Here is a 19,471-nt window from a genome sequence, read left to right on the forward strand (position 1 = left end):
ATCCTCAGTCCTGCATTTCGGTCTGGCGTTCGACAGGGTCGATCAGCACGGCTTTCTGCTGGCGAACCAGCAGGTCGAGAATCTCTTCCTGGCGATCGCCAAGCACGCCGGAGAAGCTGATGCCGCTGGATTTGGTCGGCGCCAGCATCGACACGCGGTACAGCTCGATGCTCAACGGCGAGTCGATGGACAGCGGCCCGCTGCCGTTACCCGCCAGTTCACCGCCGACCACGATCAGCGAGACCTTGGCGTCGAACGGGTCGAGGGCGATGTCGCGGTCGGTGTCGGTCAAATCCTTGATGTGGCCGTAGACGCCGGTCAGGCCGTTGGCCATGGCAGTGTTTTCGTACAGCTTGATGTTCACGCTGTTACGCACGCGGATACCGTGGCGACGGTTGGCAATCACTTTGTTGCCCCACAACAGGTTGTCGCCGCTCTCATAGAGGGTGATGCCGTCGGTGTGGTTACGGTAGATCTCGTTGTCGGCGATCAGGTTGTTCACGCTGTTACGGTCGATCACCAAGCCTGAAAGTTTGTTGTCGTAGCTGCGGTTGTTGAAGATGAAGCTGTCGTTCACTTCACGGGAAATGATGATGCCGTGCTTCTTCTTGGTGCCGTAGACGGTGTTGTCCGCGATGATCAGGCCATGGGAACGGTCGTGGGGGTCAATGCCGTAGACGATGTTGTCTTTGTAGGTATTGCCCTTGATCACGAAGCCCGTGGTCTCGTAGCAGTAGAAGCCGTACCACATGTCCGAGAACTCGGAATCAATGATCCAACCGGTCGGCTCAGGACGCTTGAGCACCTTGGCCATGTTCGGCGTGTACTGGGAAATACTCACCCCGTACGACTTACTGTTGGCGTAGCCGAAGCTGGCCATCTTGGTATTGGAGATGTACGTCTCGGTGCCGCCCCAAGCCAGCAGGAACGGGCGAAATTCCTTGGCCGACTTGAACAGCGCCGGGCCGTTTGCTTTTTCGCTCCAGCCGGTGACTTTAGTGTCACTCACAAACAGCTGGCCATCGTTGATCAGGAACGAACCGGCTTCCTGGGACAAACGCAATTCCTGGGTTTTCTTGTCGATTTCCAGGATGCCTTTGCGCCCGACCACGATCGGCAACTTGGCCAGGAACACGCCCGGCGAAGTTTCGCTCAGGTACTGCTTGGGCACCTTGCCCAGCAGGTCCTTGAGGTTCATGTAGCCGTCATCGACAAAGATCGCCTGGGGAATGCCGTGCTGGCGCACCACCCATTCGGCCATCTTGTTGTCACCGCCAATGAAGTCCTTGAGGGCGTCTTCCTGCATCATGCGACGGATGCTGATCTTGCCCGCTTTGCCCCGCACGATCTTCTTTTGCATCGCAGCAGCGGTGTAGCCCGACAGGTCCGGCAGGGCCGGCTTGGCCATTTCCAGCGGCGCGGTCGGCGGGCTGGAAATAGTGTAGGTCTTGGCCTGTTGCAGTTCTTTGGCGATGGTCGGCGCCTTGACCTGCTGCGCGGTATCGGCGAAAGCTGTGGCGCTGGCCATCAGTATCGCGGTCACCAGCAAGCGTTTAGGAATCATTGCGCAGGCTCCCATCAGAACTTCCAAATCACGTCGACAAAGGCGCGATGCATGTACGAGTCAACCTGGCTGCCATAGGCGTCACCCGGCTTGAACACACCGGCACGCAAACGCACCAGCGCAGACGGCTCATCAATCGACTGGCTGAGCGCGGCCGGCAGCAAGCCGGTCTTGAAGTACTTGGTAACGACCAGATCCATCTCTTGGCCCAGGTCTTTCTTGCCGTCTTCAAGCGGCAGGGAAGTGCTGGACAGGATCGCGCCGGTCACATCGTCGGTGTTGTTCTGTACGGCATCGATGCCGTTGCTGCCCACCGGCTTGTTGCCGTCGACACGCCAGAATTTGTGGTACACCAAACTGGCGTCGTAGTCCTCGCGCAACTGCCAGGAACCGAAGAGACTCATGGACTGCATGTTGTTCATTTCGCCACGGAAGGCTTCGCCGAAGCGGTGCACGCGGGACTGGGTGCCGGTCCAGTTCGAACGGTTGCTTTGCAGACCGTTCTGTTCGTATTCGGCGCTGGCGCGGGCGTAGGCCGCACCCACTTGCCACTGCGGGTCGAGGCGCAGGCGAATACCCAAGTCGGTGGCCCAACCATTCACGTCGTCGCTGCGCTTGGCCTGGTCGGGACGGGTGCCGTCGGCCTTCAACGCGTTGACCGTGTCACGGTCGCCCTGCATGCCGGTGATGCTCGCCCAATAGTTGACGGTGTTGGTGTTGCGCCAGTTGTACGCGTCGCTGTTGGCTTCGATGCCGAGCCAGGTCAGGTCGCCGTTCTCGCGCTTGTCCAGCGAGTCGGTCGGTTGGCCCGGTTCCGGGTAATCGAGCTTACCGTTGTCATGGGTGTGGTGGCCGCGCAGGCCGATCCATTGGCCCGGCGTCCACTGGTAGGACGCGTCGGCGTACAAGTGCTGACGGTCCTTGTCCTTCGGCGACAGTTCCTTGAGGTCGGTGCGGTATTCGCTGAAGCGTTCGGCAACGCCGACATTGGCCTTGAGCAGGGTGGTGTCGAAGGTCCAGTTCAGCGCTTCGATGTTGGTGTCACGCCATTGGCCGTCGTCATTGCGCAGGCGTTGACGACCCAGCTTGAGGATCTCGCCGGGGTAAGGCGTGAAGCCGCTGTAGCCGACCCAGAACTCGCGCATGGCCAGGTAGTTTTTCTTGGCCTTACGGTCGTTGTTGGTGGTTTGCTGGTTCTGGTCATCGGCCGACTGTTGCAGCGTATCAGTCTCGATGATGTCGCTGGACACCACCGCCTGGCCCATGGCGTAGGCGCTCCACGCACCGCTTTCGCCGTAGATCCAAGGACGCAGGTCGAGGCCGACGCCGTTGACGTCGCCGCCTTTCTGGGTGCCGAGATCGCGGTCATCTTCGGACTGCGCGGTGGCTTTGACTTCCAGGCCGAAGTTCTTGGCTTCGGTCAGCGCGGCCAGGGTCGGGCACGACCACAGCAGGGCGAAGGTCAGGCCGATGCCGGCTTTGACGAATGGGTTGAGCTTCATAGGGATTCCTCGCCGTCTTCTTCTTGCAGGGCGTGCAGTTGCAGCGTGCTCTGGGCCAGGGTGCCGCGTGCGGCCAGTTCCTGTTGCACCAGGCGTTGGCCTTGAGCGCGTTGCTCAGGCGTCAGCGGCGCTTCCAGCTGCGTGGCCAAGTCATTGGCCTCTGGCGTGCCCTGGGCTTTAGCCAATTGGCTGAAGACATAGGCATTCAGTGGGTCGGGCTTGGTGCCCTTGCCTTGAGAAAACAATTGGGCGATGGCGTAGTCGGCACTCTTCTGGCCGTTGCGCGCTGCCGTCAGCAAGTGGTCCAGCGCTTTTTGCGAGTAGACCTTGCCCAGGTAGCCACGGCGGTAGATCTGGCCGAGGTAGTAATCGGCAGCCACTTCGCGGCCTAAGGCGTTCTGAAAGTGTGCTTCGGCCGCCTTGGCGTCTGCCGGCACCCACTTGCCTTCGTAGTAGAGCTTGCCCAGCAACAGCTCGGCGCGCGGCTGATCGGCGGCGCGGCCGTTGTCCAGGTACTTCATCATCTGGTCGACGTCGCCGAGTTCCGGGAAGTCGTAGAGCAGTTGCGCCAGGCTGACCCAGGAAGCCGGGTAGCCAGGCGCGATTTTTTCCAGCAGCGCCTGGGCAGTTTTCTCGTCGGTCTTGCCCAGCGAAGCATCACCCAATACGCGAGCAACACTGTCGACGCGTTGTGCGGTGACGGTGCCATGGCTGTAGCCTGCTTCCATTTGTTTGAGCAGCTCGGCCTGTTTTTCGGGCTCGGCTTTTTTCTGGTAAACCGTGGCCAGCTCGACGTAGCAGATGTCTGTGGTGTTGAGCGCGGCTTTACAAATGCGCTCCACATCATCCAGATGCTGGTCGTAGGTGTCCTGGGTGCGATACAGCAGCACCTGGGCCAAGCCGGCTTCCGGATAACCCGCTGCTTGCCACTTGCTGATCTGCTGCTGGGCGTTCACGTTCGCAAAGCTGTGCGGGTATTGCAGGTACAGCATCGCCAGCGGAATTAACGTGTTGCCTTCGCCATTGGCGAAGGCTTTTTTCAGCAGGCCTTCGGCTTCATGGTGCTCGGCTTCGGTGGAGCCGGGCTTGGCCACCAGCAGGCGACCGAGACGAGCCTGGGCACGGGACGAGGTGCCCGCCGCCGCACGGTAAGTGGCTTCAGCCTGTTTGATTTGCGCCGGATCGCGGGTGCCTACCTGGATATCGGCCAGGCCCACTTGGGCCTCGCTGTAACCCAGGTCTGCCAGTTGCTGGTAATTCTGCTGCGCGGTGACGGTGTCGCCACGCTTGAGCGCTTCATTGGCCAGGCGTTGGTCGGGCAGGCCGGCGCAACCGGCGAGGCTGACGGCCAGAGCCAGAGCGCAATACACGGCGGCCGAATGAGATCTGCTCTGTGTGGGAGCTGGCTTGCCTGCGATGCGGGCACCTCGGTGTTGCAGGTGTACCGAGTCGATGCCATCGCGGGCAAGCCTGGCTCCCACAGGGGGCTGTGCTGTTCTTGAAATTGGGTTCACAGGCATGTCCTCGCTTACAGACCGTGAGCCATGGCTTTATCGATCAGCCAGTTCAGCGATGGGCCACGGTCGCTGGTCACTTCGACCGGGCGGCCGGCGTAAGTGCTGTCCAGCGGCGCGTCAGGCTTGATCTGCACGCGGATGTCCGAGGACAGGTCGGCACTGTTCAGGCTGGTGCTGCTGACGATGGTGCCCGTGCGCAGTTGTTCTTCGTCGGCCACCTGGAAGCTCACCGGTGTACCTGGGCGAACGTCACCAAACTGGCGATAGGTGAAGCGCGCTTCAACGTTGGCTTGGGCGCCGCGCGGTACCAGTTGGAAGATCACATCGCCTTTGCTGGCGTACTGACCGTCGGCGACCATTTGCTGGGCAACGATGCAGTCGCATGGCGAAGTCAGGGTGCCGGTCATTTGCTTGCCGAACAGCTCCTCAACCTTGGCCGGTTGCAGTTGGTCTTCATCCAGATGGCCCTTGAGCACATCCAGCATGCTGGTGCTGAAGGTGGCCAGTGGTGCGCCTTTAACCGCGATCGCATCACCCTTGAGCAGGCTTTGCACGGTGCCGTCGCGTGGCATGGTTACGTTCATGCCAGGCACGCTGACAATGCCGGCCTGGGCGTGGCTGACGAAGTACATGCCGTAGACCGACTTGAACACAAAGCCGAACGCGGCCAGACCCACCAGGAAGATTGCCAGGCTGAAAGTCACGGCGCGCAAGCGACCGAAGGCGCTCATGTTGCTGCCACTGTCCTTGACCTTGCGCGCCTTGGTGAAGTTGTCACGCTGCAGGGTCGCGAGCACGTCGCCCATGGTCACGATGTCACCGGACAAGTGCGAGGTGATCAGGTGGCGCAGGGTGGAAATATCCTGGGCATCGAGGTTCTGGAACTGGCAACCGGTGCGGCCGGTCTGGCGGTCGTAGGAGCGAATCTGCAGCTCCACGTCCATGGCCAGGCCGAGGTTGTCGATGACGAATTGCAGGCGCCCCTTGTGCACTTCACCGATGGTCAGCGGCTGCGTCGCTGTGAACGAGAGGCCGCCGGCGGACAGGTCGTGCACGCGTGCTTCGGTCGGCGTGCGGTCGGTGTTGAAAAAGCGCAGCTTGGCCGGGATTTTGACACGGGCGTGCTGGCGCTGGGCTTCGGATTCGTGGACTACGTTGGCGTTTACTGGACTGTTCATCAGGGCATTTCCTAGAGTTAATTCAGGCTTGGCAGGGTCAGACCATCATCAGCAACACGGCAACGAATATGCTGCCGGCGGAGAAGGTCATGGTCCGAGACGACCAGGTGTTGAACCAACGTTGAAAGCTGGCCAAATCGCGGGTCAGTTTGGTGTCCTGGCGGGTCCAGGACTGTTGATCAAGGCGGAAGAACACGTAGATCTTCACCAGTGCGCCCATGATCTGGTTGTAATAGAGAATCACCGGGTAGGCCGGGCCGATCTTGTGGCCGGAGCACGACAGCAGCAGGGTCAGGATCAGGCGGGTGATGCCGATCCACAGCAGGTACGCAAGGATGAACGCGCCGCCGTATTTGAAGGTGGCGATGATCGCCACGGTCAGGCCGAGCAGGGACGTCCACATCGACACGCGCTGGTCGAACAGCACCACGCTGGTGAACAAGCCCAGCCGACGAACACCCAGGCCCAGGGCACGGGAGTTCTGGCGCAGGTTGTTGCCGTACCAGCGGAACATCAGCTTGCGGCTGGCCTTGATGAAGCTTTTTTCCGGCGGGTGTTCCACGGTATTGATCGCGGCGTCCGGCACGTAGAACGTGTCGTAACCCAGGCGCATCAGGCTGAACCAGCTGGACTTGTCGTCGCCGGTCAGGAACTTGAAGCGGCCCAGGCGCCAGTGTTGCAGCGAGTCGCTTTCCACATCGGCGATAAAGCCCGGGTCGGTCACTACGCTGGCACGGAACACCGACATACGACCGGTCATGGTCAGTACGCGCTTGGACAGGGCCATGGAACACATGTTGATGTGGCGTTGGGCGAAGCGCAGTTTGTGCCACTCGCTCATGATGTAGCCGCCGCGCACTTCGCAGAACTCGTTGGTGGTCAGGCCGCCGACATTGCCGAACAGCTGGAACCACGGCACGGTCTTGCGCACGACGCCTTCGGCGAGCACGGTGTCGCCATCGATCACCGCAACCACTGCACGGTCATCCGGCAGGTGGCGGGAGATGGCGCGGAAACCAAAGGCCAGGCCGTCGCGTTTGCCGGTACCGGCGATCCGCACGAAGTCGAGCTTGACGTGCTCCGGTGGGTTCATGCGTTCCCACAAACTCTTCACCAGCAACTCGTCGGACATTTCCACCAGTGAGCAGACCACGGTCGTAGGGAAGCCGCATTCGATGGCTTCGCGAATCACCGAGCTGTAGACCTGGGCAGTGGTCAGCGCATCGATACGGAAGCTGGTGACCATCAAGAACACATGGGAGGGGTCTGCGGCCTTGCCCAGCTTGCGCACTTTACGGCGCAGGTGCGGGTAGACCACGTACAGGAACAGCATGCCGCGAAAGAAATGCGTAGCACCCATCGAGTAGCGCCAGATACCAACGGCGCCAATCAGGAAAATAAAATTCTTCGACTCAGAGTCGAACGTACTCGCCGGCAGCAGCAGGGCGAGTCCCAGCAGCAGGCTCAGGAAGAACAGCCAGCCGGCGGATTGGAGCAGTACGTGTTTTAACTTGGACATGAGCGTCATCCGAAGGTGAAGAAGGCTCCAGGCTGCAAGCGCTGGGGATTGGTACGCTTGCAGCCCGGAACTTGCCGTTGCTGTTACCAGCAAATGCCTTCGGTACGGCCGGTTACGCTGGTGGCTTTGGACATGAAGCCCACCAGGTCAACCACTTGCTTGCCGTGCGGGGCGTTCTGCGCCAGGGCACGGAACTTCTCATCGCGGTTGCCCAGGATGATCACGTCGGAGTTGTTGATCACGTCGTCGAAGTCCGAGTTGAGCAGGGACGACACGTGCGGGATCTTGCCTTCGATGTAGTCTTTGTTCGCGCCGTGGACACGGGCGTACTCGACGTTGCTGTCGTAGATACTCAGGTCATAACCCTTGCCGATCAGCATTTCGGCCAGCTCTACCAGCGGGCTCTCGCGCAGGTCATCGGTGCCGGCCTTGAAGCTCAGGCCCAGCAGCGCGACTTTGCGTTTGTCGTGGCTGGAAACGATGTCGAAGGCGTTCTGCACCTGAGACTCGTTGCTGCGCATCAGCGAGTTGAGCAGCGGCGCTTCCACGTCCAGGGTGCTGGCGCGGTAGGTGAGGGCGCGCACGTCTTTTGGCAGGCACGAGCCGCCGAAGGCGAAGCCTGGGCGCATGTAGTACTGGGACAGGTTGAGGGTCTTGTCCTGGCACACCACTTCCATCACTTCGCGACCGTCGACGCCGACAGCCTTGGCGATGTTGCCGATCTCATTGGCGAAGGTCACTTTGGCGGCGTGCCACACGTTGCAGGTGTACTTGATCATCTCGGCAACGGCGATGTCCTTGCGGATGATCGGCGCGTCGAGTTCTTCGTACAGCGACTGCAGGACATCGCCGGAGGCTTTGTCGAATTCGCCGATCACGGTCATCGGTGGCAGGTCGTAGTCAGCGATGGCGGTGGATTCACGCAGGAATTCCGGGTTGACCGCAACGCCGAAGTCCACACCGGCTTTTTTGCCAGAGCAGTCTTCGAGGATCGGGATCACCACGTTGGCTACGGTGCCTGGCAAGACGGTGCTACGCACGACCACAGTGTGGCGGGTGGCTTTGTCACGTAGGACCAGGCCGATCTCGCGGCATACCGCTTCGATGTAGTCGAGTTCCAGGTCGCCGTTCTTCTTGCTCGGCGTGCCGACGCAAATCATCGACAGGTCGGTATCGCGGATGGCTTCGGCGAAGTTGGTCGTGCCGCGCAGCCGGCCGGTTTCAATACCCTGGCTCAACAGTTCGCCCAGGCCTGGCTCAACAATCGGCGATTTGCCAGCGTTGATCAGGTCGATCTTATCCTTGGAGATATCTACGCCGACCACTTCGTGGCCACGTGCAGACAGGCAACCGGCACAGACTGCGCCAACGTAACCCAAACCAAATATGCTGATGCGCATCGCATTTACCTCATGTGTCATTGAAGACGGTGTTAATCATGCCAATAATTGGCCGGAGTTCATGTTTGCAAGCGTCACTGATGCCGCGAAAGTTAGGCGAATAGACGCCGACTTATCGCGTACAGGCATGTTAAATAGTGAGTGACTAACTATTGCACTCAAGTTGTGCGCAACGTGGCCTTATTGTTGGGGCCTGCCCTGAAATGCAGCCAGCCTTCCTGGGAGAAGGGCGTGGCGCCAGTGCCACAAGATTTTGATATGGGCTTTTTTAGCCTTAAATATCAATGTCTTGGATTGTGTCACTGACCCATTAGGGTAAGCACAGCCTTGGCCTCATAGTTCGTGGCAAATCATCCTTGTCGCCGCTCCTAACTAAGCATCTATAGAGTGACCACTCAGTCAAAGTTTAATGTGACAACTTCGATACTCTCCATTGGTCGCCATGTAAGTCATCTCCTACAGAAACAGAGAATTTCGTTACCGGTGGTATGAGCCGTGCGTATTGACGAAGTTCCGGGCCGCTCATCCTGTTTCCCGAAATTTCTTGAAATATTAGGCAAGATGGCACTAGTGCTATATTGATAGCACTTGCTATTTGGGGCAGTAGTTGTGGGGAGTTGGCGCGCAGAGATAGTTTTGTGCCATCACGTTATTAAAAAAGTGGTGCCACTACGAAAAAAAATGACGGATGTCGAGTGAAAGAATTGTTAGACATACTTCAAGATGTTTTTTGACGCCAAAAGTATGACGATCCGGCGTTGAAGCGCGGACAGAAATGTGGGAACTGCGGCGCGACAATTCGACTTGTCACACCGCAGCTCCCACATTTGAACATCTGTGCCCGTGAAGGCCTTATTGCGGTGCGTGATCGCGCAAAAATACCAGGTTATCCGGCTTCGACTGCTCTGCATTGAAGCGATACCCCTGCACATCAAACGCTTTGAGCTTTTCCGGGTCGTTGATGCGTTCTTCGATCACAAAGCGGCTCATCATGCCCCGTGCCTTCTTGGCGTAGAAGCTGATGATCTTGTACTGGCCGTTCTTCAGGTCCTTGAACTCGGTGTTGATGATCCGCGCGTTCAGGGCCGTGCGCTTGACCGCCGAGAAGTACTCGTTCGAGGCCAGGTTGAGCAGCACGTCATCACCTTGTTCGGCCAGCGCTTGATTGAGCCATTCGCTGATGCGCGTGCCCCAGAAGGCGTACAGGTCCTTGCCACGGGCGTTGGGCAGTTTGGTGCCCATTTCCAGGCGGTACGGCATCATCAGGTCCAGCGGGCGCAACAGGCCATAGAGGCCCGAGAGCATGCGCAGATGGTCCTGGGCGTAGGTGAAATCGGCATCGCTGAAGGTGTCGGCATTCAGGCCGGTGTAGACATCACCCTTGAACGCCAGCAGTGCCTGTTTGGCGTTGGCGTGGGTGAACGCTGGGGTCCAGCTGCCGAAGCGGGCGGCGTTGAGGCCACCGATCTTGTCGGATACGTGCATCAATTCGCTGATTTGCGCCGGGCTGAGGGTGCGCAATTGCTCGATCAGTGCCTGGGAGTGGTCCAGGTACTGCGGCTGGGTGAAGCGCTGGGTCACGGGCGCGGTCTCGAAATCGAGGGTCTTGGCGGGGGAAATCACCATCAGCATGAAGTTGGCTCCTGGAATCGTGGGAGGGATTCTAGGGGCTTGAGCGTTTTGACTCCACCTATGATGGCGATAGGCGCGATCCGCTATGATGGCCGACGACTCTGGAGAGGGAGACCCTGTGTGCGAATAGCGCTTTTATTGTCGGCGTGCCTGCTGTGCCTGAATGCCCAGGCGGCGCCCGTGGATGTGGTCAGCCTGGACCGTGGCACCTGGCCCGAAAAACTCGGCAGCCCGGCGTTGTTCGACGTCGCCTCGCGCGCGGAAATCCTGATGTTCGCCCATAGCCTGTTGGCCAGCGAGAATCAGGATGAAGCCGCGCTCAAACAGCGCCTGGGCCTGAAGATCATCAATCTGTCCGCCATCGATGACCTGCGTCGTCAGCTCTGGCAGCGCCTGCTCGAAAACTACACCTTCGCCCAGCAGAGTTGCGAGGAAGATGCTTCGTTTTGCTACCTAGTGGAAAACATGGAGGACCTGCGCGAGCAGGCCGGCAAGTTCGAGGTCAGCAGCGATTCCTTCTATATAAGCTGGGCCGGCCCCAGTCATACCTTCCATGAACGCTACTTGGATGAACTGCTGCGCAAGGCTGCGCTGTTTCCACAGATCAGCAGTGAAATCGCGCGGTTTGGTGACCATGAGCGTAATGGCGATGAATTCAACGACCGGCTGTTCCTGCTGACCTTCGACGGCGGTCCGGCCCCGGTCAGCGGCAACACCGACTGGCTCACCGACTACCTGCGCAAGCAAAAGATGAACGCCACGTTCTTCGTCCTCGGCAGCAGCCTGCAAACCCGGGTGGAGCGCAGTTCCGTTGCTGATGTGCAGGCGCTGTACCAGGGCCAGTGCGTGGGCACCCAGGGTTGGCAGTACCGTTCCCACAGTCATTGGGTGGATTGGCAGAGCTCCATCACCCGCAGTGCCTCACTGGCGCAAAACCTGATGCCGGAAAACTACGTGCCTCTCTTCCGTCCGCCCTACGGCCAGCGTCGCGCCGACAGCCAGGGTTTCTTTCAAGCCCAAGGCTTGCAGGTGGCATTGTGGGACATCGATTCCCAGGACGAGCCCGGTAAGCTCAAGGCCGATGAGTCGGCGCAACGGGTGCTGACATTGATGCTGCTGTGGCGCAAAGGCGTGATTGTGTTTCACGATACCCAGGACAAGGCGCGGGTTGCTTTACCCATCCTGCTACAGGCAACGGCGCAGAGTGGTCTGGGTTGGCAGGACTGCCGAGAGGCGTTTCGCTGAAGAGCCCGACCCTGTTCGGTGTGAGGCATTTTCGGGGTGATTTTGTACGGTAATTCGATGTAGGCCGACTTCCGACTTTAACGGGGTACTTGGTACTCGGCTAGTGCTATTCGTCATCTTGAAAAATAAACTTCAAAAAAGCGTCAAAGTGCTTTTTCCTGTCATGGGTTTTGCGGTATTACGAAGTCAGATCGCCGAAACCTGCAACACAGGTGGCGTCTTTCAAGACTCCTCATGTGGGCACTGCGCTTGACGTCACTCAGGTGCAGTCGGTGGTCGAATCGAGGCGCAGCACCGCCCAGGTATTGCGTCGACTGGCTCCCACAAAGGTGACCGAGTATGGATGATCATGGACGTAACCCTTCTTCCGACCAGCCAATCCTTTATGTGCTTGATACCAACGTACTGATACACGACCCGAACGCACTGCTTAACTTCGAAGAACACCACGTCGCCATTCCGATGATCGTGCTTGAGGAGCTCGACAAACTTAAAGGCGGGCCCCACAGCGTTGCCGCCGAATGCCGCCAGGCCATCCGCCTGATCGACAAGACACTGGGCGAAGCATCGCCGGAGGATGTTGAAGTCGGCGTACCCATCCAGCGTGGCAAAAGCGGGCCCAAGGGCTTGCTGTCGATTCTGATGAGCAAGCGCAGCGAGCCCAACAGCCTGCTGCCGGAAAATCTGAACGACAACAAAATCATCAACCAATTGATCGACCTGCACGCCCGCGACAAGGACCTGCGCGTGGTGCTGGTGACCAAAGACATCAATATGCGCCTCAAGGCACGCGCGTGTGGGATCGCCGCCGAGGACTACAGCACCGACCAACTGGTCGACGACGTGTCGATGTTGTCGCGTGGCTATCACACGGTAACAGGCTCCTTCTGGGACCTCGTCAGCAAGGTCGAAACCCGTCAGGACCATGGCCGCACCTGGCATCAGGTACAGCTGATCGACAACCTGCCGGCGGTACACATCAATGAATTCATCATCGACGAACAGGGCTTTGTCGGCTGGATCAAAGAAATCCAGGTCGACAAGCTGCTGATTCTCGATCTGCATCAGGAACCCCTGTTGCACCAGGAAGCCTGGGGCCTGAAACCGCGCGATATCTACCAGAGCCTGGCGTTGTACGCGCTGCTCGACCCGGACATTCACTTGGTCAACCTGACGGGTGCTGCCGGTTCCGGTAAAACCATCCTTGCCTTGGCTGCCGCCATCGAGCAGACCATGGTGACCAAGCGCTATCGCCGCATCATCGCCACCCGCAGCGTGCAGGGCCTGGACCAGGAAATCGGTTTCCTGCCCGGCACCGAGGCGGAAAAAATGGAACCGTGGCTAGGGGCGATCACCGACAACCTCGAAGCCTTGCACATGGATGACGAAAACACCCATGGCAGCGTCGACTACATCCTCAGCAAAGTGCCGTTGCAGTTCAAATCCCTCAACTACATTCGAGGTCGCAGCTTCCAGCAGAGCCTGATTTTGATCGATGAATGCCAGAACCTGACCCCACACCAGATGAAAACCATCATCACCCGTGCCGGTGCCGGTTCCAAAGTGGTGTGCCTGGGCAACCTGGCGCAGATCGACACCCCTTACCTGTCCGCGACCAGCTCCGGGCTGACGTACCTGACGGAGCGCTTCAAAGACTTCCCGAACGGCGTACACATTGCGCTGCAGGGTGTTCCACGTTCGATCCTGGCTGAATACGCAGAGTCGCATCTCTGAGTAGCAAGCTTTAAGCTACAAGCTGCAGGTTGGTCCAGTGAGCTTTTCACTGGCCGCTTGCCGCTTGTAGCTTTTTTGCTGCCTCAAGGAGGCCTCGTGCTAACTCATCTCGATTCCCAAGGTCGCGCCCATATGGTCGACGTCACCGACAAGTCCGTGACGTTCCGTGAGGCGGTGGCCGAAGCGCGCGTGCGCATGTTGCCCGAGACCCTGAAAATGATTGTTGACGGCGCCCATCCCAAGGGCGACGTGTTTGCCGTGGCCCGCATTGCCGGAATCCAGGCCGCGAAAAAAACCAGTGACCTGATCCCTCTGTGCCACCCGTTGATGTTGACGGGCGTCAAGGTCGAACTGAGCGCCGACGGCGCAGACTCGGTGCATATCTTGGCGCGCTGCAAACTCTCCGGCCAGACCGGCGTGGAGATGGAAGCGTTGACTGCCGCCAGCGTCGCGGCATTGACCATCTACGACATGTGCAAGGCCGTGGATCGCGGCATGACCATCGAAAGCATTCGCCTGCTGGAAAAGCTTGGCGGTAAAAGTGGGCACTTCAAGGCGGACCAGCCATGAGCATCAACGTACTGTTTTTTGCGCGTTACAGCGAAGCGGTTGGCCTGGACTCCTTGGAAATGGAAGGCGACTTCGCCACCGTCGATGCGGTGCGCCAAGCGTTGGCCGGTGATCCGGGCTTCGAAGTGCTCAACGAAACCAGCCTGATGTGCGCGCGCAACCAGGAGTTGTGTGGTCTCGACGAGCCATTGCAAGCTGGCGACGAAGTGGCGTTCTTCCCGCCCGTGACGGGAGGCTAAGCATGGGCATTCGTGTGCAGGCCCAGGCGTTTGATCCGGGCGTCGAGGTGAATGCGATGCACGCGGCCAATGTCGGCGTGGGCGCGGTGGTGAGTTTTGTCGGCTACGTGCGCGACTTCAATGACGGCCGCGACGTGTCTGGCATGTTCCTGGAGCACTACCCCGGCATGACCGAAAAGGCCCTGGCCAAGATCGCCTTGGAAGCTGAACAGCGCTGGCCGTTGCTCAAGCTGGAAGTGCTGCACCGCATTGGCGCGCTGGAGCCGGGTGAGCCGATTGTGTTTGTTGCGGCAGCCAGTGCCCATCGCCAGGCGGCGTTTGATGCCTGTGCGTTTGTGATGGACTACTTGAAGACACGGGCGCCGTTCTGGAAAAAAGAAAACACCCGTGAGGGGCCGCGCTGGGTAGAAGGGCGCAGTAGCGACCATGCAGCCGCTGATCGCTGGAAATAGCACGCCGAACGCAGAACAAAATGTGGGAGCGGGCAAGCCCGCTCCCACATTTTTTACTGCGTTTCAGCCTGGGGGCGTTTACGCTCAACGGCTCGCAGCAGGTGCGTCGGCGGCGTCTCGCAACTGATCTTGCGCCCCAGCAGCGCCTCGATCGACGGCAACTGATACGAGTCATCCTCGCCCGCAAAGCTGATCGACACACCCGCCGCCCCGGCACGGCCGGTACGGCCAATGCGGTGCACGTAGTCGTCCGGCACTTCCGGCAGGGTAAAGTTGATCACGTGGCTGATGCCATCAATGTGAATCCCGCGACCCGCCACATCGGTGGCGACCAATACGCGGATCTTGCCTTCGCGGAAGCCTTCCAGCGTCTTGATGCGTTTGTGCTGCGGCACGTCGCCCGACAGTTGCGCGGCGTTCACACCATCGCGCACCAAGCGCTCTTCGATGCGGCGTACTTCGTCCTTGCGGTTGGCGAATACCATCACGCGTTCCCAACCGTTGTCGTTGACCAGGTTGTAGAGCAGCTTGTACTTGTCGGCACCGGCCACGGCGTAGATGTGCTGCTCGACGTTTTCGCTGGCGACGTTGAGCGCCTCGATCTCGACGATGGACGGGTCAGTGGTCCATTGCTTGGCGAGGTTCATCACGTCTTCGGTGAAGGTCGCGGAGAACAGCAGGGTTTGGCGCTCGGCTTTGGGCGGGGTCTGGCGGATGATCTGACGCACTTGCGGGATAAAGCCCATGTCGAGCATGCGGTCGGCTTCGTCCAAGACCATCACTTCGACCATGTCCAAGTGCACGTCGCCGCGCTGGTTGAAGTCGAGCAGGCGGCCCGGCGTCGCTACCAGGATGTCGCAGTGACGGGCTTCGAGGTGCTTGAGCTGCTTGTCGAAGTCCATGCCACCGACGAACGTCATGACGTTGAGGCCGGTGTACTTGGTCAGGTCGGCGGCGTCCTTGGCGATCTGTACCACCAGCTCCCGGGTTGGGGCGATGATCAGCGCGCGCGGTTCACCCATGTAGCGTTCTTTCGGCGGCGGCGTCTGCAGCAGTTGGGTGATGATCGAAATCAGGAACGCGGCGGTCTTGCCGGTACCAGTCTGGGCGCGGCCGATGGCGTCTTTGCCCGCCAGGGTAAAGCCCAACACCTGCGCCTGGATCGGCGTGCAGTACGGGAACCCCAGGTCCTGGATGGCGTGCATCAGTTCCGGGGCCAGTTTGAAATCGTGGAAGCGGGTCTTGCCTTCCTGGGGCTCGACGGCGAAGTCTTCGAGTTTCCAGGGGATGACGACCGGCTTTGGTGCGCGTTCGCGGCGAGGCTTGGGAGCCACTGGCGCGGGCGCGGCTGCAGCCGGTATTGCCTGTTCAGGCGGTGTTACCTTCGGCTGGGCAACGGGTGCTGTCCGGCCGGGTTGTTCACCGTCGTTGCGGCTGCCGGTAATAGAGACAGGAGCACTGGAATCAGGCGCGAGCGGCTCAGCCTCGCTTTTGCCGAACATCTTCTTGAGTGCTTTGAGCACGGTGATCTCATTAATTGGTTAAGGAATGTACGCCGGCCAGTGTAATGCAAGAATCGGGCGCGGCGTAGTGCGTCTGTCATACGGCTACACAAACGGTGGTTTTCAGCCCAGGCGAGCAGTCAACCAGGCACCGATATCACGGATCTCTTCCGGTAACACTTCGTGTCCCATTGGGTATTCCTGCCATGTCACGGTGACACCACGGCTCTTTAAATGCTCGTAGGCGCTGCGGCCCATGGCGTTCTGCACCACTTCATCGTACTGGCCGTGCAGGCACAGCGTTGGAATGCGCTGCTGGCTGGCGGATAACGCCAGCTCATCGCCGAATGTCGGTGCGTAGGTTGAGAGGGCAATAACGCCGCCCAGTGGGCCTTCCCAATTCAGGAATGCGGTATGAAATACCACGGCGCCGCCCTGGGAAAACCCGGCGAGGAAAATCCGCGACGCGTCTATTCCGGTTCTCTTCTGCGCTTCGATCAAATCCGCGACCATTTTTGCCGACACCTCCAGCTCTTCCAGGCTGATCGAGCGGGCCGGGCTCATGGCCTTGATGTCGTACCAACTGGGCATCTCATAGCCGCCATTGATCGTCACCGCACGAGTAGGTGCCTGGGGCAAAACGAAGCGGGTCGTCAGCAAGCTTTCCTGTAACGCCTCGGCCACCGGCAGGAAGTCGTAGCGATCGGCACCCAGGCCATGCAACCAGATTACGCAGGCGTCTGCGGGCTTGGAGGGCTGAAGAATCAAGGGTTCGGTCATGTCTGCTCCATTAATGTGCGTGCGCTCCGATTAAGTGCAACGGAACGGTGCGCGACGGGTTGATCTGTTAATAAGATGTCGCACGGTTGAATCTTTTGCTATTGACCGTGGGCTGAATCGGCTCAGCCGGCACTATGGTACGGGCCTTGCTACGTGTTGGACGATGTCAGCGCTATCTCAGGACGGTAACACTATCAGTGACTGCCGCTTGCGGGATAGCAACTGGATTGACTGCAACAACCTCATGCCGCTTGACCCTAAAAAAAGCCAACACGGGTCGATATCGCCTCATAAGGGTGCGCTGAGGTTCGAGCTCCGACACAACAAGAGCAACTGGAGGTTTGAATGAAGTTATTGAAATCCACCCTGGCCATCGTTTCCGCGGCGGCTGTACTGGGTGTCAGTGGTTTTGCCCAAGCTGGCGCCACGCTGGACGCCGTGCAGAAGAAAGGCTTTGTGCAATGTGGCGTGAGTGACGGTCTGCCGGGTTTCTCGGTACCGGATGCCAGCGGCAAGATCCTGGGGATCGACGCTGACGTGTGCCGCGCTGTGGCCGCTGCCGTTTTCGGAGACGCGACCAAGGTCAAATTCAGCCAGTTGAACGCCAAGGAGCGTTTCACCGCACTTCAATCGGGCGAAGTCGACATTCTGTCCCGTAACACCACCATGACCAGCTCCCGCGACGCCGGCATGGGCCTGAAATTCCCAGGCTTCATCACTTACTACGACGGCATCGGCTTCCTGGTAAACAAAAAGCTGGGCGTTAAAAGTGCCAAGGAATTGGACGGTGCAACCATCTGCATCCAGGCCGGCACCACCACCGAGCTGAACGTTTCCGACTACTTCCGCGGCAACAACCTCAAATACACCCCGATCACCTTCGACACCTCCGATGAAAGCGCCAAGGCGCTGGAATCCGGTCGTTGCGACGTACTGACCTCCGACAAGTCCCAACTGTTCGCCCAGCGCAGCAAGCTGGCCGCACCGAAAGACTACGTGGTTCTGCCGGAAACTATTTCCAAGGAGCCGCTGGGCCCGGTCGTGCGTAACGGCGACGACGAGTGGCTGGCCATCGTGCGCTGGGTTGGCTACGCCATGCTCAACGCTGAGGAAGCCGGTATCACTTCGAAAAACGTTGAAGCTGAAGCCAAGTCCACCAAGAACCCGGACGTCGCTCGTCTGCTCGGTGCTGACGGCGAATACGGCAAAGACCTGAAAGTGAAGAAAGACTGGGTCGTACAGATAGTCAAGCAAGTCGGTAACTACGGCGAAGTGTTCGAGCGCAACCTCGGCAAGGACACCCCGCTGGAAATCGACCGCGGCCTGAACGCGCTGTGGAACGCCGGCGGCATTCAATACGCACCCCCTGTGCGCTGATCGCTGATGGTTCTGTCACCCGGTGGGCCAACTGCCGGGTGATGTTCTGTTCCATTATTTTCGGGGCACTTCATGCAAAATAAAATCGGCGCACCCAAGCAGAAGCTCAGCTTCAGCGATCCCAAAGTGCGTGCGTGGCTCTTCCAGATCATCACGATTGTGGCGGTGGTCTGGCTCGGCTGGTACCTCTTCGACAATACCCAGACCAACATGCAGCACCGGGGCATCACCTCGGGTTTCGACTTTCTTGAACGCAGTGCCGGCTTCGGCATCGCGCAGCATTTGATCGACTACACCGAATCGGACAGCTACGCCCGGGTCTTTGTGATCGGTTTGCTCAACACTTTGCTGGTGACGTTCATCGGCGTGATCCTGGCAACGCTGCTCGGCTTTATTATCGGTGTGGCGCGACTGTCGCCGAACTGGATGATCAACAAACTGGCGACCGTGTATGTGGAAGTGTTCCGCAACATCCCGCCGCTACTGCAGATCCTTTTTTGGTATTTCGCAGTATTTTTGACCATGCCGTTGCCGCGTAACAGCCATAACTTTGCCGATATGTTCTTTATGAGCGCCCGGGGTTTGAATATGCCGGCCGCTCTGGCAGCTGAAGGTTTTTGGCCGTTTGTGGTCAGCGTCGTCGTCGCTATCGTGGCGATCGTGCTGATGGCGCGTTGGGCCAACAAGCGCTTTGAGGCTACCGGCGTACCGTTCCATAAATTCTGGGCGGGCCTGGCGTTGTTCATCGCAATCCCCGCGTTGTGCACCTTGATTTTTGGCTCACCGCTGCACTGGGAGATGCCTAAATTACAAGGCTTCAACTTTGTCGGTGGCTGGGTATTGATCCCCGAACTGCTGGCGCTGACCCTGGCGCTTACGGTTTATACGGCCGCGTTTATCGCCGAGATCGTGCGCTCGGGTATTCAGTCTGTGAGCCACGGCCAGACCGAAGCCGCGCGTTCCCTGGGCTTACGCCCTGGGCCGACGCTGCGCAAGGTCATCATCCCGCAGGCCCTGCGGGTGATCATTCCGCCACTGACCAGCCAATACCTCAATCTGGCAAAAAACTCGTCGTTGGCCGCCGGTATCGGTTACCCGGAAATGGTTTCGTTGTTTGCCGGCACGGTGCTCAACCAGACCGGCCAGGCGATTGAAGTCATGGCCATCACCATGAGCGTGTACCTGGCGATCAGCATCAGCATTTCCCTGCTGATGAACGCGTACAACAAGCGCATTGCGCTGATTGAACGGTGAGGAAAC

General features: G+C 59.2%; 16 protein-coding genes. 7 read left to right on the forward strand and 9 right to left on the reverse strand.

Translation table 11 applies throughout. The annotated features are described in order from the left end of the window. Positions 1-4 precede the first annotated feature (4 nt). The 7 genes from algG to yaaA form a co-directional block, all read right to left on the reverse strand. Positions 5-1,579 carry a mannuronan 5-epimerase AlgG gene (gene algG, locus AACY44_RS05050; RefSeq protein ID WP_339417657.1) on the reverse strand — a complete coding sequence of 525 codons (1,575 nt, stop codon included), beginning with the start codon at positions 1,577-1,579 and terminating at the stop codon, positions 5-7. Beyond that, positions 1,579-3,066 (reverse strand): alginate export family protein, encoded by a 1,488-nt coding sequence (locus AACY44_RS05055; protein ID WP_339417658.1) that lies wholly within the window; start codon positions 3,064-3,066, stop codon positions 1,579-1,581. Before AACY44_RS05055 ends, algG begins: the two co-directional genes overlap by 1 nt. Next, positions 3,063-4,586 carry an alginate biosynthesis TPR repeat lipoprotein AlgK gene (gene algK / locus AACY44_RS05060; protein ID WP_339417659.1) on the reverse strand — a complete coding sequence of 508 codons (1,524 nt, stop codon included), beginning with the start codon at positions 4,584-4,586 and terminating at the stop codon, positions 3,063-3,065. Before algK ends, AACY44_RS05055 begins: the two co-directional genes overlap by 4 nt. A gap of 8 nt (positions 4,587-4,594) precedes the next feature. Continuing rightward, positions 4,595-5,761, reverse strand: a complete 1,167-nt coding sequence (locus AACY44_RS05065; protein ID WP_339417660.1) for an alginate biosynthesis protein Alg44 — start codon at positions 5,759-5,761, stop codon at positions 4,595-4,597. A gap of 37 nt (positions 5,762-5,798) precedes the next feature. Next, positions 5,799-7,280, reverse strand: a complete 1,482-nt coding sequence (gene alg8 / locus AACY44_RS05070) for a mannuronan synthase (protein WP_314569913.1) — start codon at positions 7,278-7,280, stop codon at positions 5,799-5,801. Positions 7,281-7,363: 83 nt separating this feature from the next. After that, entirely contained in the window at positions 7,364-8,680 is a 1,317-nt protein-coding gene (locus tag AACY44_RS05075; protein WP_339417661.1) for a nucleotide sugar dehydrogenase, read from the reverse strand. 852 nt (positions 8,681-9,532) lie between these two features. Continuing rightward, positions 9,533-10,312, reverse strand: coding sequence for a peroxide stress protein YaaA (yaaA, locus tag AACY44_RS05080; protein ID WP_339417662.1), 780 nt, complete (start codon positions 10,310-10,312; stop codon positions 9,533-9,535). Positions 10,313-10,432: 120 nt separating this feature from the next. On the opposite strand from yaaA, the gene AACY44_RS05085 reads away from it, so the two are divergent. The 5 genes from AACY44_RS05085 (at position 10,433) to moaE (ending at position 14,552) form a co-directional block, all read left to right on the forward strand. Further along, the gene (locus AACY44_RS05085; RefSeq protein ID WP_339417663.1) at positions 10,433-11,557 is read left to right on the forward strand and encodes a polysaccharide deacetylase family protein; all 1,125 of its coding nucleotides are present in this window, start codon (positions 10,433-10,435) and stop codon (positions 11,555-11,557) included. A 339-nt stretch (positions 11,558-11,896) separates the two neighbouring features. Continuing rightward, positions 11,897-13,291, forward strand: coding sequence for a PhoH family protein (locus AACY44_RS05090; RefSeq protein ID WP_339417665.1), 1,395 nt, complete (start codon positions 11,897-11,899; stop codon positions 13,289-13,291). A 96-nt stretch (positions 13,292-13,387) separates the two neighbouring features. Continuing rightward, positions 13,388-13,861 carry a cyclic pyranopterin monophosphate synthase MoaC gene (gene moaC / locus AACY44_RS05095; RefSeq protein WP_339417667.1) on the forward strand — a complete coding sequence of 158 codons (474 nt, stop codon included), beginning with the start codon at positions 13,388-13,390 and terminating at the stop codon, positions 13,859-13,861. Next, positions 13,858-14,100 carry a molybdopterin converting factor subunit 1 gene (gene moaD, locus AACY44_RS05100; RefSeq protein ID WP_053131334.1) on the forward strand — a complete coding sequence of 81 codons (243 nt, stop codon included), beginning with the start codon at positions 13,858-13,860 and terminating at the stop codon, positions 14,098-14,100. The genes moaC and moaD overlap by 4 nt, the downstream gene beginning before the upstream one ends. Positions 14,101-14,102: 2 nt before the next feature. Continuing rightward, positions 14,103-14,552: a molybdopterin synthase catalytic subunit MoaE gene (moaE, locus tag AACY44_RS05105; protein WP_339417672.1), complete on the forward strand. Its 450-nt coding sequence runs from the start codon at positions 14,103-14,105 to the stop codon at positions 14,550-14,552. Positions 14,553-14,605: 53 nt separating this feature from the next. On the opposite strand, the gene rhlB is transcribed toward moaE, so the two are convergent. Together rhlB and AACY44_RS05115 are read right to left on the reverse strand one after the other, a co-directional pair. Then, entirely contained in the window at positions 14,606-16,081 is a 1,476-nt protein-coding gene (gene rhlB, locus AACY44_RS05110) for an ATP-dependent RNA helicase RhlB (protein WP_339417858.1), read from the reverse strand. 96 nt (positions 16,082-16,177) lie between these two features. Then, positions 16,178-16,834 (reverse strand): alpha/beta hydrolase, encoded by a 657-nt coding sequence (locus AACY44_RS05115; RefSeq protein WP_339417673.1) that lies wholly within the window; start codon positions 16,832-16,834, stop codon positions 16,178-16,180. 345 nt (positions 16,835-17,179) lie between these two features. Here AACY44_RS05115 and AACY44_RS05120 point away from each other — a divergent pair, with 345 nt between their 5' ends. Then, entirely contained in the window at positions 17,180-18,211 is a 1,032-nt protein-coding gene (locus AACY44_RS05120; RefSeq protein ID WP_339417674.1) for an amino acid ABC transporter substrate-binding protein, read from the forward strand. A gap of 72 nt (positions 18,212-18,283) precedes the next feature. Continuing rightward, positions 18,284-19,465, forward strand: a complete 1,182-nt coding sequence (locus AACY44_RS05125; protein ID WP_339417675.1) for an amino acid ABC transporter permease — start codon at positions 18,284-18,286, stop codon at positions 19,463-19,465. Positions 19,466-19,471 lie beyond the last annotated feature (6 nt).

It is taken from the genome of Pseudomonas sp. RA_15y_Pfl1_P11, from assembly GCF_963970975.1.
GTDB classification, from domain to species: domain Bacteria; phylum Pseudomonadota; class Gammaproteobacteria; order Pseudomonadales; family Pseudomonadaceae; genus Aquipseudomonas; species Aquipseudomonas tritici.